We start from the raw sequence: 17,066 nt of genomic DNA, 5'->3' as shown, positions 1-17,066 counted from the left end.
ATAATGAAAGCAAATGTTAAGGCAAATATATCTAAATATAAATCTCTTATAGGTTTAGTACTTTTATGTATAGTTATAACTATAGTTACTCCAAACTTTTTAACTGTAGCAAATATAACTAATGTATTTACACAGGTTTCTGTTAATGCAATTATAGCAATAGGAATGACTTTTGTAATATTAACTGGTGGAATAGATTTATCAGTTGGATCAACTTTAGCTATTAGTGGAGCTATAGGTGCATCTATTGTTAAGTCTACTGGAAACGTATTCTTAGCTATTATAGTAGCTGCATGTATAGGTATAGGAGTTGGATTAATAAACGGATTATTAGTGTCAAAGGGAAAATTACAAGCTTTTATAGTTACTTTAGCTACAATGACAATTTTTAGAGGGGCTACTTTAGTATTTACAGATGGTACTCCAATATCAAAATTACCTGAAGCCTTTGTAAAAATAGGGAATGGAAAAATTGGATTTATACCAATACCAGTTATAATAACAATAATCATAGCAATCATAGCAATTTATGCATTATCAAAAACAAGATTTGGAAGATATTTATATGCCTTAGGAGGAAATGAAGATGCTTCAAGATTATCAGGAATAAATACAGATAAAATAAAAACTTTAGTATATGTAGTATCAGGTTTTGCTTCAGCTATAGCAGGGGTAATAATAACAAGTAGAATAGGTTCAGCTTCACCAAATGCAGGTACTGGTTTTGAATTAGATGCAATCGCAGCGGTAGTAATTGGAGGAACTTCTTTAGCAGGTGGAGAAGGAACAATAGCAGGTACTTTAATTGGTGCTCTTATAATAGGTGTTCTTAATAATGGATTAAACCTTATGAATGTATCACCTTTTTATCAATCAATAGTAAAAGGTTTAGTAATATTAATAGCAGTACTTTTAGATAAAAAGAGCAGAAAAAATTAAGAAGCTTAAGAGGTGAGTTTTATGCATATAAATAAAAAGATATTTTCAGTTGGATTAATACTCATGGTGCTTATGACTTCATTTATGGGTTGTGTAAGAAATAATAAGCCTAAAATAGGAATGGTATTATCAACTCTTAACAATCCATTCTTTGTAAATATGAAAGATGGAGCTGAGAAGGAAGCTGAAAAGCTAGGCTATGATTTAGTAGTATTAGATTCTCAAAATGATCCTGCAAAGGAAAGAGCAAATGTAGAGGATTTAATACAATTAGGAGTTGTAGCCTTACTTATAAATCCAACAGATAGTGATGCAGTTGTTAAAACTGTTGAAGTTGCTAATAAAAGTAATATTCCAGTTATAACATTAGATAGACAAGCTAATGGAGGAGAAATAACAAGTCATATAGCTTCAGATAACGTAAAAGGTGGAGAAATGGCTGCACAATATGTGTTAGATAAGTTTAAAGATGAGAAGGGTCCAATTAATATAGTAGAAATACAAGGTATTCCAGGAGCTTCTGCAACTAGAGATAGAGGAGAAGGATTTCACAATATAATGGATAAAGATGATAAATTTAATTTTGTTTCAATACAAGCTGCTGACTTTGATAGACAAAAAGGACTTCAAGTTATGGAAAATATAATTCAAGCTAATCCAAATATTCAAGTTGTATTTGCTCATAATGATGAAATGGCTTTAGGAGCAGTTAAAGCAATTAAAGCTAGTGGGATAGATGCAATAGTTGTAGGCTTTGACGGAAATGAAGATGCTAAAGATTCTATAGATGCTGACGAAATGACAGCAACAATAGCACAACAACCAGACTTAATTGGTGCTTTAGGTGTAGAATTAGCAAATAAAATTTACAAAGGTGAAAAAGTTGATGATAAAATAGCAGCAGACTTAAAGGTGTATAGTAAATAATAGTATAGATACAAAGATATATTATGGTATAATTACTGTTGTTATAAAAGTAAGTGGACAAGAGGTGTTGCGTTAAATGGGAAAAACTACATTACTAGATATAGCTAAAGCAGTAAATGTATCAAAAACAACTGTATCTATGGTGTTAAATAAAAAGGAAATAAATGTTTCAAAGGAAACTAGAGAAAGAATTTTAAAAACTGCAAAGGAATTAAATTATATACCAAATACTCTAGCTAGAAGTTTAAGTACTAAAAAGAGCTATACCTTAGGAATGATAATACCAGATATTCAAAACCCTTTTTTTTCAGAAATGGCAAAGGCAATAGAAATTGAAAGTGAAAAGCATGGTTATAGTATTATTCTATGTAACACTCTCAATGAAAAAAAGAAAGAGGAAGAATATTTAAAATTATTAATTAGTAAGTTAGTAGATGGTGTTATAATAGCAGCTTGTGGAGAAGGCAAGGAATGGATTAAAATTTTAAGAAACAATAAAATTCCCTTTGTTATGATAGATAGAATAGTTTCAGAGGAAAAAAATACTAATGGTGTATTTTGTGATAACAAAAAAGGTATTGAATTAGGTGTAAACTATTTAGTTAATAAGGGAAAAGAAAACATTGCCTTTGTTACAGGTAAATCAAATTTAGAAATAGCAAACTTAAGACTTGAAGCTTTTAAAAATATTACAAATAAATTAGGAATATTTAATAAAAGCATAATAGAAGAGGCAGACTTTTCTATGGAAGGTGGAATAAGAGCTACAGAGAGTATAGTTAAGAATAATAAAAAGGTAGATGCAATATTTTATAGTAGTGATGTTATGGCAATTGGAGGTATGAAATATTTAATAAGAAATGGATATGAAATACCTAAGGATATAAGCATATTAGGATATGATAATATAAATATTTGTTCTTATATGGAGCCAGAGCTTACAACAATAGCACAGCCTATATATAAAATTGGAGAATCTTCTTGTAAATTACTTATAGAATTAATAAATAATAATTCTATAAAAAATAAAATAATAAATTTAGAACCTTCCTTAGTTGAGAGAGGAACAGTAAAATAATAATTGGGGTTTTATCAAAAATTAATTGTTTTTGATAAAACCTTTTTTTATTTTTAGAGCTATTAAATAAAGTTAAGCTAGTTTTTAAGAGGAAATAAATTTATGTTATAATTATAGGATATGAAGCACTTAAATAGAGGAGTAAATATGTTAGTTGAAGATTTATTGTTACAAAGATTTAAAGAAGAAACTACAGGAAGAAATTACGTAAAGGGTGAAAGAATAATAAATAATGACCTTGTTAAGTCCGTAGACATAGAAGATGAAGAGGATTTAGTATCTGTTAAGGGAAGAGTAATTTCAGAAGGATTATTTAATGAGTATATTACAAAATTAGAAATAGATATTAGGACTAAGGATGTTTTATCTACATACTGTACTTGTGAAGATTATGAAAAGCATGAATTTAGTAAAGAAAATTATTGTTGTAAACATTTAGTAGCAACTTTTTATAAAGCTTTAGGAGAATTAGCTAAAAAAAAGGAATTTGAAGAAAATAAAAAATTATTTTCTAAGAAAAAGGAAAGTAAAATTTTAGATTTGATTCTTAAAGAAGAAGATAAAAAAGAAGAATTAAAAATAGAAGTTTATATAAATAAAAATGAATGGAGTAATAGCATAATTGCAGAGTTTAAAATAGGAACTAAATCCATGAGTTCTAATAAGCTTTATATATTAAAAGATATTGAGCAATTTTTAGTAGCTTACTATAATAAAATACCTATAAAGTATAGTAAAGCCTTTACCTTTGATATAAGAGAACAAAGGTTAAGTACTAAAGATAAAGAACTTATAGAATTTATAGAGGCTTTAAAGGAAATAGAAAAGCCAATAAAAAGTTTTTTAAGAAATAGAGATGCTTTTATAGAGGGAAAAAGTATAAAGATACCAAATTATTTAGTAAGGGAATTTTTCCGTGTTATAAAAAATCATAGGATTTACCTAAATGAAGGATTTTTTTATAGAGCTGTAGAGGGAGAGGTTCTTTTTGAGGATGTGCCAATAGACTTTTCTTTAAGAGATTTAAAAAATAGTTTTGAACTTACCTCTTTAAATGGAATGCCAAAGATTTTAGGAGATAGATTTGATGTATTTTTGTATGGAACTAGCATATATATACCTAAAAAAGATTTTTGTTATAAAATAAAAGATTATTTAGATATATTCTTAGAAGGAAAGGTTATAAAATTTGATAAAGAGGAGGAAGATAGAGTTCTTAGAAAGTTAATTCCCTCCTTAAGAGAGTTAACAGAAAATGTAACTTTATCTAAAAATATAATTGATAAAATAGTTTTAGATAAGGTGAATTTTAAGTTTTATTTTGATAAGGAAGGAAAAGAAGTAAGTTTAACTTTAAAGGTGAAGTATGGTAAATATGAATTTAACATATTTGATGACTGTACAGAAAAAATAATATATAGAGATGTTAAAAAGGAAAAAGAGGTTATTTCTTTAGTTGAAAGGTTTAATCTTAAGGAAATAAATAAAAAGTTTTATTTTTATTTAGGAGATGAATATATATTTAGTTTTTTCAAATATGATTTATATAAATTACAAGAATATGGAGAGGTTTATTATTCAGAAAATTTTAAAGGAATAAAAACTTTAGGAAGTAAGGGAATAAAAGGAGATATTAAACCAGGAAGGTATAATTATTTTGAGTTTGATTTTAAAATTGGAGATATACCTATGGAAGAAACAAAAGAAATACTTAAAGCCTTTAGGGAAAATTTAAAATTTTTTAAATTGAAAAGTGGAGAGTTTCTTGATTTAGAAGAATTAGAATTAAGGAAATTTTTAAATTTATTAGATTCATTAGAAAATGAAAATTTAGAGAATAATATTTTAGAAATAAATAATAGCAGAGCCTTATATATAGCTAATTATATAGAAAGTCAAGGTATTAGATATATTAAAGGAAAAAAGAAGTTAAATGAATTAAAAAATAAATTTAAGAATATAAAAAAATTATCCTTTGATGTTCCAAAGGAACTTAAAGCAAATCTTAGAGAGTATCAAAAGATTGGTTATAATTGGCTAAAAACCTTAGAGCACTTAGGCCTTGGAGGAATTCTTGGGGATGAAATGGGTCTTGGAAAAACTCTTCAAGCAATTACTTTTATTCTTTCTAACAAGGGGGAAAAGACTTTAATAGTTGCCCCAACTTCTTTAATATATAATTGGAAAGAGGAATTTACTAAGTTTGCTCCTACTTTATCTGTAGAGGTTTTAAATGAAGGTAAAGAAAAAAGAGAAGAGGCTTTAAAAAATATAGAAAATAAGGATGTAATTATAACTACTTATAATTTATTAAAAAGAGATTTAGAAGAATATAAAAAAATAAACTTTGAATACTGTTTTATTGATGAAGCACAGGCAATTAAAAATCCAGACTCTCAAAATTCTGAGGCTGTTAAGGAGATAAATTCAACTTATAAATTTGCTTTAACAGGTACCCCTATGGAAAATTCACTTATTGAACTTTGGTCAATTTTTGATTTTGTAATGCCAGGATATCTTTATGATAGACAGAGGTTTACTCTTAGATATTATAAAAGGTTAAATGAGAGTAAAGAGGTTTTAGAAGAAATACACTCTCTTATAAAACCTTTTATATTAAGAAGAAAGAAAAAGGATGTTATAAAGGAATTGCCTGATAAAATTGAAAAGCTTTATTTAGTTGATTTAGAAGAAAAGCAAAAAAAAGCTTACTCAGTATATGCTAATAATGCTTTATCAATTATTGAGAAAAAAAAGGAGTTAGATGATTTTAATAGAAGGAAAATTGAGATATTATCTTATATAACAAAGCTTAGACAGTTAGCATTAGACCCTAAAATAGCTTTAAAAGATTATGAAGGAGAAAGTGCAAAAATAGAAGCATTAATTGAAATTTTAAATAATAGCATAGAAGGCGGACATAAAATTCTTGTTTTTTCTCAGTTTACTTCAGTATTAAAGAATATAAGTGATAGGCTTGAAAATGAGGGGATTTCCTTTAGTTATTTAGATGGAGGTATATCATCTAAAAAAAGAATTAACATGGTTAATGAATTTAATGAAGGAGAAAATTCAGTATTTTTAATAAGCTTAAAAGCTGGAGGTACAGGACTTAATTTAACTTCAGCAGATATTGTAATTCACTTTGACCCTTGGTGGAATCCAGCTGTTGAAGACCAAGCAACAGATAGAGCACATAGAATGGGGCAAAAAAAGGCAGTAGAAGTTATAAAGTTAATAGCAAAAGGGACTATTGAGGAAAAGGTTATAGCCCTTCAAGAAGAAAAAAAGGATTTAATATATAAGATAATTGAGGAAGAAGAATTAGGTTTAGGAAACACTTTTAATAATTTAAGTGAAGAGGAATTAATGGATTTATTTAAAGTTGATTATTTAGTTTAATTTATAAATAAAAATACAAGAGGATTAATATTTACCTCTTGTATTTTTTTATATTATTTATAGTATAGATAACCATTAAAATAGGAGTTTAAGGGAGGGTTACTAAGGTATTCACAATTAATAATATAGTCAACTGTATCCTTTAATAAGCTTATTATATCTTTTAAGGAGGATTTTTCTTTAATTAAAAGATTAAGAGCGTTTTCAAACTGTATTAATGTATTTTTATTTATGCTACAAATTAAACCTAAATCTTTTTTTAATAAGATATAATAACTTAAAGAAGCAAGAAGATTTTCAACTAGGTCTATAAACTTTATTATATTTTCATCTTTCCTTTCAATATTTCTAATTTTAAGTTTATTACACATTAACTTTATATGAATTATTAAATTTATAATTTCATCTTGATTTTTTAAAGGGGATTTCGTTAAAATTGAAACTAATACGCTTAAATATCTTATTATTTTAAAGCTTAATTCCTCTAAACCCTTATTTAAATTATAGGGAAATAAAAACTTGTTAGTTAAAAAAGTAATTATTATACCTAAAAGTAAATAAAATATTCTAAAGCTAGATAGAGTATTAATATTATAGTTTAAGGAAGCTAAAGTAATAGAAGAAAGTGCCGTAAAAAATGAAAGACTATAGTAATCTTTAAAGGCATAAGTTAAATATAAAGTTAGAATTAAAATTAAAATCTTAATAAATCTATAAGGAAATATGTTTAAAAATATAATTAAGAAAATAATTGAAAGTATATTTCCTTTTATTCTATCTTTTCCTTTTTTTAAGGTATCTTCATAATAAGGTTGCATTATAGACATTACAGTTATTGAAACCCAACTTATCTTTGGAAGATTAAAAAATGAGCTTATAAAAAAAATAAGGCTTAAGGTTAAAGAGATTCTTAAAGCAAAATTAAATTTTATAGTTCCAAACTTAAGAGAATCTTTAAATTTAAATTGTTTTTTATTCTTGTTTTTCCAAGGGTTATAGGCTTTGTAAAATTCACTTTCTTCTAAGGTTGATATATTAGAAAAATTTATATAAAGACTTTTTAACGATACACATAAATCATGAATTAAGGGAATTTGATAAGGTATATTTTTATTATACTTATTTAATATAGAAAGATATTTTTCTATATTATAAAAGCTATCTTCTTTATTTAAGAATATTTTTAAGTTTTTTAAGGTTTTTTTTAAATCCTTTAAAAATAAGTTTATTAAAGGGCTTTTATAATTTAAGTTTTGGTATAAATTATTTAAATTATAAAGTTGAACATTTAAGTTTTCTAATAAAAGATATATTTTAAATTGAATACTTCCTAAATTATTAGTTAAGGACTTTCTTTTTCTAGTTGTATAAAGGTTATAGCAAAGTATTGAAAGTTCTTTATTAATATCTTCTTTAATACTAGAATTATATTCTTTCTTTAAAATATTTGAAACTTGCATTTCTAAAAGTGAAAGAATTTTATTTATCTTTTCTCTAATAAGAGAGTTATAGGTTAAATTATTAAAGAAAAGATGAAAAATTAGTATTAAAGAAAAACCTAGAAATACTGTAAGTATTCTTCCTTTAAGCTCTAAAAAGTTTACTTTATAAAAGTAAGTAAATACATATAGCATTAAAAGAGGTTTGTATAATAAAGGAGTATAATGCATAGAAAAATTGTAGACTATAAAAAATAAACTTAGAAAGTTTATAAAAATTCCGAAGAATATATTTCTAGAAGCTAAAAAGGATAGAAATATTATAAGAATATAAAGACTTATTGTTTTTATAAATTTTTCTAAAGGATTGATTTTAAAATTTTCTTTTAATAAAATTGAAGAACTTAGAGCTATAGGATAAGCTAAGAGGGCATTATTTATGCCTAAAAGTGAAAAAGATAGTAAAAATATTAAAGTAGCAATTGTACCTTCTCTTTTCATAGAATCTAAGTCTAGATTTAAGTTTTTAAAAGCATTATAAAACATAAAATCACCTTAATAGATATAATACTTTTATTATTCCATTTGAATTTTAAAATTATGCCATAGAAATTTTTTGATTTCTATGGCATAATTTTTTATTCTATATTAGGGAAAAGAGCACTAAGTAAAGGAATAGTACCACTAAATACTATATTTAAATTATCACCCTCTACCTTTATAGAACTTATCTCAAGATATTTTATAATATCTTTAAAAGAAAGTATAATATCTCCCTTTTCTTTGTCAAAAGATAATATAGAGTTGTTTTCTAAGTTTTTAAATATGGTATCTTTTGAAATATCTAAAAATCCAAGTTTTCCTTCTTCAAAGTGAAAAATTCCTTTTCCATTTTCACTATAAGCTGTAAAGGTAAGTTTTCCTTGAAAAGGAACGCCCTTAAAATCTACATCAGCATAAACATTTATAGCCCCATTTTCTATATCAACTTGTAGTCCTGTAAGGTCTTTTATAGCATTTGGACTTTCTCTAAGAGCTAATATAAAAAGGTCTGTTAGTTCATCATCTGAAAATTCTGTTGAAGAGCTAACCTTTATTTCTTTTAAAGAAAGATTAATATTATTTGGTAAAAACTTTTTAAGTAAAGTTAAGTCATTAAGTTCTATATTAGAATTAATAGGTGTTACTTGAACTTTAGGTGCAAAATAAGATTTATATAAAGCTTTTATACCAAAAAAACCACCTAATAATAAAATGATTATTATTAAAATAATCAATAAAAATTTATTTTTTCTTTTGGTCATATGTCTATCTCCATTCCATGAAATTTTCATAAGTAAATTATAAACTAAATAAATTTAAAATTCACTTCTTTTTAAATATAAGTAACAGATGAAAAAAATAGAATATAAAATAATATTATAATCTAAATTTATAGAGGGTTAAATATGAGTGAAAATTATGATGAAAAAGTAATAGATTATAAGGTTGGAGATGTAACAGGAAATGGTTTTAAAGATGAGGTTTATATAATATCATCCTATGATAAGGGATTAAAGAAACATTTTTTAATACTTAAGGAGGGAAAAAGTGAAAAACTTTTAAAATATGCTTTAGAGGATAATAATTATAATTTTCAAGTTAATTTAGAATATTTTAAGGATAATAAAAAGTTAGATGTTTTAGTTAGGTCTATAGGTGATTGTTTTGGTGGTTGTGTAAGTGGAAAAATTTTTACTTATAAAGAGGGAGAATTAGTTGAAGTTTTTAATACAGAGAGTTTTTATGAAAGAAATAAAATGGAAGCTTTTTATAGAGAAAATTATGAGGTTGAGATTTTAAATAAGGAAAGAAATAAAAAATATGTTGTAGATATAAAGGATAATTTTAAATATTATTTAGATTTTGTTTATACAGAGGAAGGTAAGCTTAAGAAAGGAAAAGAAGAAGCAAATATAAGTGGTGTATGGGGATGTAATTCTTATTATCCTATGGGAAGTAAAATTGCTAACTTAAGCATAATACAACAGATTTTAGGACAAGCAACTACTGATAAAATATGTATAATTGAAAGCATAGTAACTTTAACTGATAAGGGATTTATTATAAGTGATCAAATGATTAATTTAAAAGGAAATTTTATAAATGAAAATAATAGAAATAAAATTTTAAAATATAGATTAAAGGAAAATAAAAATATAAATATTTATAATAAAAGTTTAGAAGATTTAAAAGAAACTTCAGTTTGTTTTTATCTTTTAGCCTATGAAAATTTTTTAAAGGGAGATTTTACTGAAGCTTTAAAAAATATAAATATGAATTTGATTTTTAATAATCCTTATCCTTCTAAGGAAAAAGCTTTAATTTTTAGAGAATGTATAAAGGAGCATATAAAAATAAAGAGACTTTAAGTACTATTCTTAATTAAATTAGCTACTAAAGGGCTTTTTTAAAAATTTTAAAAGTTAAAAGAAAGCATGATTATAACTAAAGAAGGGGATATTAGTCAATGAATTATATCTATAAAAGTCATAAAATATTAATATATGACTTATTTAGAGGTGTAATTTATGGAGACGGAAAGTAATTTGCTTAAAGTATCAATTTTAATGACGGCAGTTTTTGCTATTTTAGGTATAGTATTTGGGTTTATTTTAAACTCAGAAATTATAATATTTGATGGTATTTATTCACTAGGAGGAATATTTTTATCCTTAGTATCTTTAGTTGGAAGTATTTATATAAATAAAGATAAAGAAAATAAATTTTTAGATAAAAAACTTTTAAAAGAATTAATTGTAATTTTTAAATCCTTAGTAATTTTTGTAATGTGCATTTATTCTATAGTAAGTGCAGTTATAGAAATATTTAATGGAGGAAAAATAGTTTCTTATGATTATATATTAATTTATATAATTTTATCTATTATAGGTTCTTTAATGACTTATATATTTTTAAATATTAAGGGTAAAAAAATAAATTCTTCTTTTGTAAATATAGAAAGTAGTCAATGGTTAATGGATTCTTTTTTAAGCTTAGGAATATTAATAGGTTTTTTAATAGGAGAATTACTTAAAAACACAGAGTTTTTTTGGATAAATAAATATTTAGATCAATTAATGGTTATTATATGTTCTATAGCCTTTTTAAAAATGCCCTTAAAATTTTTAAAGGATTCTATAAAAAATATAATAAGCTATAAAAAAGAAAAGTTTTTAAAGAAGAATATAGTTTTAAAAAAACATGCTTTATTATAAGATAAAAATATAATTAAAAAAGGCTATAAATTTATAGCCTTTTTATTTTTTAAAAGAAATCAGCTTGATGAGGACTTGAGTAAGTATTTAATTTTTTATTTAATTCTTCATTTTCTTTTATTATATCCTTAACTAAGTTTATAGATTCCTTATCTAGCTCATGTCCTTTTTCATCAATAAATTTTTGAAACATTATTATACCTGTTTTAAAGGCTTTAATGCCTTCTTCTAAAATTTCACTATCAGTATCTGCTGTAATTGTTTTTATGTTATAAATTATTTCAGAAGCTTTTCCTAAAATTCCAACATCCTTAGCTGGTGAATGTCCAAGGGAAGATATTTTATTAGAAACTGTAGTAGCTTCTTTAGTATATAAATTTATAACTTCCTTTAATAATTTTTTTAGTTCAGGAGATTTACATTTATTTTCGTATTTTTTAAAGATATCTATTCCCATATAAATTCCCTTTAGATTATCATTTAAAGCTTCATAAGGAGTTCTATCTGTTATTTTTTTCATATAAATATCACCTCAAAGATATTTTATCCATTTCATTAAAAAATATTTTTATAAACTTTTATAAAGTCCTTAGAGTAAAATATATTTGAACTTAATAAAAAAATCTACTATAATATAACAATATAATGTAGTCAAGTTATCTTTAGTAACTTTAGGGGTAATTACAAATTGTATAATAGAATTAATTTATAAAATTTATTATATTTCATTAAAAGGAGGTGTAAAAGAACTTGCATTTAATAAATAAAAGGTCTTTTGCACCTTTAATTCTTTAGATTAATAAGATAATATCTACATAGTAAGGGAGGGATTTTTTTATGGATTACAATTCTACTTTAGCTTATGAAAAAGAAGTTCTTCTAGAGACTAGAAAATGGATTGAAAAAGAAGAAAAAAGATTAGAAGAAGAAAAAATAAAAGCTAGTACAAAGTTAGAAGCATTAAATAAAAAATCTAAGGGTTCTTATAATCAAGAGGCTGAAATAGTTAAAAAATCCTTAAACTTTTTATCAAAGGAAAAAGAGAAATTTAATGAATCTTATAATAAACCTTATTTTGCAAGAATAGATTTCAGGGAATATAGAAAAGATTTTGAAAGTTTTTATATAGGAAAATGTGGCCTTGGAGATATCTTAGAAGGAGAGGAAAAGGTAATAGATTGGAGAGCACCAATTTCAGATTTATACTATAGTGGAACTCAGGGAGAAGCTTATTATAAAGCACCAATTGGAATTGTTGAAGGGGAGCTTAGTTTAAAGAGAAAGTTTCTTTTTGATGAAGATTATAATTTAAAAGAATACTTTGATGAAGGATTAAATGAAATTATTTTAAAATCTGGTATTAATGAAGAAGGGGAAGGATTAATAGATGAATTCCTTAGAATAAATTTAGAAAATAGTACAGGAACTAAACTAAAAGATGTAGTTTCTACAATACAAAAAGAACAAAATGAAATAATAAGAGCACCAAAAAATTCTCCGATAATAATACAAGGGTCAGCAGGTTCGGGAAAAACAACTGTAGCACTTCATAGATTAGCTTATTTATTATATAGATATAAAGAAACCTTAAAGGGAGAAGATATTTTAATTATAGCACCAAATAAAATATTTTTAGATTATATCTCTGAAGTATTGCCTAATTTAGGGGTTGATTCTATTAATCAAAAAACTTTTGAAGAGGTAGCTTTAAAAAAGTTAGGTATAAAGGGAAAACTAATAAGTAAGGATAAAAAGTTAGTAGAGATTTTAGAAAATAATGAAGAAGAAACTGAATATATGAAAAAAAGTAGTTATATAAGAGGCTCTATATTATTTAAGGAAATATTAGATAAATATATAAAAATTCTTGAAGAAGAGGATAGTAATATAGATAATATAAGAATTTGTGGATATTCAGTTTTTGACTCAAAGGAAATAAAAAGATTATTTTTAGAGGATTTAAAAAAGTATCCTGTAAATAAAAGAAAAGATGAAATAAAAAATTACTTTTCTAAAAAATTAGGAGAAAAGGTTTCAAAGGTATTAGATAAAGTTGATTTTCAATTTGAATATAAAATAGCTAGACTAAAAAAAAGCATGGAAGATTGTAAAGAAAGAAGAGAGAAGCTAATAGAACTTTATGATGAGAGAGATAATCATAAAAAAGAAATAAAGAAATCTGCTAGAAAAGAGTTTAATGAATATTTTAGCAAATGGAAGGGAATAGATACGACTAATCTTTATAAAAATCTTTTCCAAGATGAAAATCTTCTTAAGAAAATAAGCCATGGGAAAATACAAGAAGATTTAATTGAATATATGAGAGAAAACTTGTCAAATAATATAGATAATAAAATAATAGATTCAGATGATTTAGCTGCTATGCTTTATTTAAAATTCAAAATAGAAGGCTTAGAAGAAAGCACTTTATTAAAACATATAGTTGTTGATGAGGCACAGGATTATTCAATTTTACAATTATGTGTAATATCTATGATGGTTTTAGGAAATTCTTTAACAATAGTTGGAGATATAGGACAAGGAATATATTCTTTTAAAGGAATTAAAGAGTGGAAAGAACTTATTAAATCAATATATAATGGTAAAGCACAGTATAAACATTTAAGTCAAAGTTATAGAAGTACAGTAGAAATAATAAATTATGCAAATAAGGTTTTACTTAAGCAGGAATCTTATGAAAAACCAGCTAAGCCAGTTTTAAGGCATGGTATGATGCCAGAGGAGATTAACTTTAAAAATTCAAAGGATTTCTGTGAAAAGTTAGATGAAATAGTTAATAAGGTAAGAGAAAGAGGAAAAACATCAATAGCAATAGTTTGTAAAACTCTTGAAGAATGTAAAAAAGTAAAAACTTTTATTAAAAAATACTCAAAGTTTGATTTTGACTTGATTAAAGAAGAAAATAAAGAATTTGAATTAAATTTAGTAATAATACCATCTTACCTTACAAAAGGATTAGAATTTGATTGTACTATAGTTTATAATTTAGATGAAAAAAATTATAATGAAAATGAAATAGATAAAAAACTTCTTTATGTAGTTTTAACTAGAGCATTACATTATGAATATATATTTTATAAGGGTGAGAAATCATCTTTAATAGATTAATTTTAGGAGGATACAAAAATGGAAGAAAAGCAAATAATGGCCTTTAGAGATGAAGAAGGAAATAAGGTAGAATTTGAAGTTGTAGCTAAAATATATTTAGGAGAGAAAAATAAAAAAGAATACATAGTTTTATCACCTTTAGAAGGAGAGGGAGATGAAGCTGAGGATTTTGTTTTTAGAGTAGACAAAGTAGGAGAATCTGTAGAATACAACTTAGTTGAAGATGATGAAGAGTTTAGATTAGTAAAGAAAGAATATAAAAAATTATTATACTAATTTGAGGTAAATAGCATGGAAAAGTATAGAATAATAAATTTTTTATCAAATAATGGCTTAACAGAAATAGAAGAAGTGTTTTCAGAAGATAATAAACTTGCACTTAAGTTTTATTATGATTTTGAAGATGTTGAAATACAAGGTGCTAAAGCTTGTGCAAAGGATGAAACTGATTATGAAGAGGATAGTCATCCATGGATTTTAGAGGGAGTTATTCCTTATTTAGATGATATTGCTGTAGATAATGTAGAAGAAATATTAGAGGAAGTTATGGAGGACTTTGAAATAATAGCAAAGGCTTATGGATACGAAATAGAGCCTAGCAATTATTCAGGAAAACAATTCTTAGCAGTATTTTTACCAGAGGATTGCGAATTAGAAGTAGATGATATATTAGATGAATTAAAATAAAATGTATTTTATTTTAAATATATATAAATAAATAGTAAAAATATTCTAAAAATTTAAGGTTGCTTTTTTTATTTCTTATGTTATAATAAAAGCATAATTAATCCTGAGATGTACGCGAAGCTTATTAATTTTAACCTACATTTGAAATACGGGATTTACAAAACAATTAAGGAAATCGGGCTTCAAGTTTTACTTCACATTTGTGACAGAAGAAGATCGAATTAATTTGAGTAGAACCCACCTGCGAGAGGCAGGTATAAAATTGTAAGTGTGACGGCATATTTGGGAATATAAATTGGTTTATTTAAAGGTTCAACTTAGTTTGAACCTTTTTTTCATTTAAAGAATATAAGTATTCTTTAGTTTAGATTTTAAAGAGAATAATTCATATTCTAAGGAATCTATCTTTTTAGAAAATATCTCTCTTTCTTTTTTATTAATACTCTTATTTAACATATCGTTATAATAGTCTATATCTCCCATTAAAGATATAATTTCTAAGGTGTATTCCCAAGCATTTTTCTTCATATAAGAACCTCCAAAATATTTATACAATAACATTATAGAAATTTTATAAGTTTTGGTGAGTTATTTATTATAAAATCTATGTAAAATTTATAAATAAAATTTAAAATAAGATTATTAAAGCTAAAATATAAAATATAAATTTATAAAAATTAATAAAAAATAAATTAAAAGTTAAAAGAGTTTTCTGTATATACAATATATATTAACAAATTTATTTTTATAGTGTATAATGATTTGATGTATGGTATTTTAGTAAAATTATTTATCTTAAAGAAGAAATAGGTGAAATATTATGAATAAGAAAAAGATAGCTTCTATTATCCTTAGTATGACTATGGTATTAGCTTTTTCTATAAATAGCAGTAATATTAGTGTTTATGCTAAAAGCAAAGAGGAAGCACAGCAAGAAATTAATAGTAATAAGGGAAAAATAGATGATTTAAAAGATAAAAAAAATAGTATAAATGAAGAGAAAAGTAAATCTCAAAGTAAATTAGATGAGATACAGAAAGAAATTGCAGAAAAAAATCAAAAGTTACTTTCTTCTCAAAAAAAAGTTGATGAATATAAAAGTGATATAAATTCCTTAGAGGAAAGTATAGATAATCTTCAAGTAAAAATAAAAGAGGTTGAAAAAGACATAGATAAAAAGAAAAAAGAAGAACAAGAGAAAGAGAGTATACTTTCAGGAAGAATAAGATGTGCTTACAAATCTAATCTAAGCAATCAGTTTTTATATATAATGATTGAATCAAAAAATGTTGGAGATTTTATAAGTAATATATCTAGCATAAAATATATAGTAGATACAGATAATAAATTAATAGAAGAGATTAAATCTGTTCAAGAAGATTTAAATAATGAAGAGAATAATTTAAAAAAGCAGCAAGAGGAATTATCAAATAAAAAAAGTAAATTAGAAAAGGAGAAAAAAGAATTTGATTCTTTAGTAAGCCAGTATGAAGGGCAAATAAAAGAGTTAAATTCTTTAGAGGAAGAGAAGGAAAAAGAGATAAATAGCTTAAGTGATAAAGAAAAAGCTATATTAAATGAGATTAATGGCTATGAGGAAGATAATTCAAATCTTACTGGATACATAAATAATTTAATCAATGAAAATAAAAAGGTACAAGAGAAGAAAAATAATTCTTCAAAAGAGGTAAAAAGTACTAATAAAGATAATTTAGAAAAGAAGGAAACTGTAGAGAATGTTTCTAAAAGTTCTAAGGGCTTTATAAGACCTGCACCAGGTGGAGTTACAGACCCTTTTGGTCCTAGAACTCATCCAGTTACAGGAAAGAAAAGTGTTCATCAAGGAGCAGATTTAGGAGCAGCTTATGGAACACCTATTTTAGCAGCTAAAGCTGGAACTGTTGTAGAGGCAGGATGGAATACTGCTTATGGAAATATGGTTATAATAGACCATGGAGATGGTACAAGCACCTTATATGGTCATTCATCTAGATTAGCTACTCAAGTTGGACAGCATGTAAATCAAGGACAAGTAATTGCATATGTAGGTTCAACAGGTTATAGTACAGGACCACATCTGCATTTTGGTATAATGATAAATGGACAATGGGTAAATCCTATGAATTATATAAGTTAATTTATATTTTATTTGGGTATATTAAAATTATCTCATAAAGAAAATCTATGGTAAAATTTCTTTGAGGTTAA

14 protein-coding genes and 1 other RNA gene are annotated in these 17,066 nt (G+C 24.8%); 11 read left to right on the top strand and 4 right to left on the bottom strand.

From position 1 onward, the window contains the following. Positions 1-3 precede the first annotated feature (3 nt). From AC4FRL_RS04255 to AC4FRL_RS04240, 4 genes are all read left to right on the top strand, one after another. Entirely contained in the window at positions 4-939 is a 936-nt protein-coding gene (locus AC4FRL_RS04255) for an ABC transporter permease (protein WP_491138974.1), read from the top strand. Positions 940-960: 21 nt separating this feature from the next. Then, the gene (gene rbsB, locus AC4FRL_RS04250; RefSeq protein ID WP_491138973.1) at positions 961-1,866 is read left to right on the top strand and encodes a ribose ABC transporter substrate-binding protein RbsB; all 906 of its coding nucleotides are present in this window, start codon (positions 961-963) and stop codon (positions 1,864-1,866) included. Positions 1,867-1,942: 76 nt separating this feature from the next. Beyond that, positions 1,943-2,944, top strand: coding sequence for a LacI family DNA-binding transcriptional regulator (locus AC4FRL_RS04245; protein ID WP_491138972.1), 1,002 nt, complete (start codon positions 1,943-1,945; stop codon positions 2,942-2,944). Positions 2,945-3,091: 147 nt separating this feature from the next. After that, positions 3,092-6,346, top strand: coding sequence for a DEAD/DEAH box helicase (locus AC4FRL_RS04240; protein WP_491138971.1), 3,255 nt, complete (start codon positions 3,092-3,094; stop codon positions 6,344-6,346). A gap of 53 nt (positions 6,347-6,399) precedes the next feature. Here the strand turns inward: AC4FRL_RS04240 and AC4FRL_RS04235 are convergent, their stop codons facing one another. Together AC4FRL_RS04235 and AC4FRL_RS04230 are read right to left on the bottom strand one after the other, a co-directional pair. Continuing rightward, entirely contained in the window at positions 6,400-8,331 is a 1,932-nt protein-coding gene (locus AC4FRL_RS04235; RefSeq protein ID WP_491138970.1) for an FUSC family protein, read from the bottom strand. Between the two features lie 92 nt (positions 8,332-8,423). After that, the gene (locus AC4FRL_RS04230; RefSeq protein WP_491138969.1) at positions 8,424-9,089 is read right to left on the bottom strand and encodes a hypothetical protein; all 666 of its coding nucleotides are present in this window, start codon (positions 9,087-9,089) and stop codon (positions 8,424-8,426) included. 144 nt (positions 9,090-9,233) lie between these two features. On the opposite strand from AC4FRL_RS04230, the gene AC4FRL_RS04225 reads away from it, so the two are divergent. Next, entirely contained in the window at positions 9,234-10,196 is a 963-nt protein-coding gene (locus AC4FRL_RS04225) for a YybI family spore inner coat protein (protein ID WP_491138968.1), read from the top strand. 159 nt (positions 10,197-10,355) lie between these two features. After that, on the top strand, positions 10,356-11,042 hold the full coding sequence (locus AC4FRL_RS04220; RefSeq protein WP_491138967.1) for a cation efflux transmembrane domain-containing protein: 687 nt from the start codon (positions 10,356-10,358) through the stop codon (positions 11,040-11,042). A gap of 49 nt (positions 11,043-11,091) precedes the next feature. On the opposite strand, the gene AC4FRL_RS04215 is transcribed toward AC4FRL_RS04220, so the two are convergent. Next, positions 11,092-11,562 carry a DUF2383 domain-containing protein gene (locus AC4FRL_RS04215; RefSeq protein ID WP_491138966.1) on the bottom strand — a complete coding sequence of 157 codons (471 nt, stop codon included), beginning with the start codon at positions 11,560-11,562 and terminating at the stop codon, positions 11,092-11,094. A 317-nt stretch (positions 11,563-11,879) separates the two neighbouring features. On the opposite strand from AC4FRL_RS04215, the gene helD reads away from it, so the two are divergent. From helD to ssrS, 4 genes are all read left to right on the top strand, one after another. Continuing rightward, positions 11,880-14,171, top strand: a complete 2,292-nt coding sequence (gene helD, locus AC4FRL_RS04210) for an RNA polymerase recycling motor HelD (RefSeq protein WP_491138965.1) — start codon at positions 11,880-11,882, stop codon at positions 14,169-14,171. Positions 14,172-14,189: 18 nt separating this feature from the next. Further along, positions 14,190-14,447: a DUF1292 domain-containing protein gene (locus tag AC4FRL_RS04205; RefSeq protein WP_491138964.1), complete on the top strand. Its 258-nt coding sequence runs from the start codon at positions 14,190-14,192 to the stop codon at positions 14,445-14,447. A gap of 15 nt (positions 14,448-14,462) precedes the next feature. After that, positions 14,463-14,858, top strand: a complete 396-nt coding sequence (locus AC4FRL_RS04200; protein ID WP_491138963.1) for a hypothetical protein — start codon at positions 14,463-14,465, stop codon at positions 14,856-14,858. Between the two features lie 97 nt (positions 14,859-14,955). Beyond that, positions 14,956-15,151, top strand: a non-coding RNA gene (gene ssrS, locus AC4FRL_RS04195) — 6S RNA. Positions 15,152-15,197: 46 nt separating this feature from the next. Here the strand turns inward: ssrS and AC4FRL_RS04190 are convergent. Beyond that, a complete protein-coding gene (locus AC4FRL_RS04190) occupies positions 15,198-15,386 on the bottom strand; it encodes a hypothetical protein (RefSeq protein ID WP_491138962.1) in 189 nt (62 codons plus the stop codon). A gap of 292 nt (positions 15,387-15,678) precedes the next feature. Between AC4FRL_RS04190 and AC4FRL_RS04185 the strand changes: the two genes are divergently transcribed. Then, complete coding sequence (locus tag AC4FRL_RS04185) at positions 15,679-16,995, top strand: murein hydrolase activator EnvC family protein (RefSeq protein ID WP_491138961.1); 1,317 nt, start codon at positions 15,679-15,681, stop codon at positions 16,993-16,995. Positions 16,996-17,066 lie beyond the last annotated feature (71 nt).

This window comes from Clostridium sp. TJA032 (assembly GCF_058310275.1).
This window is presented reverse-complemented; position numbering and strand designations above follow the sequence as displayed.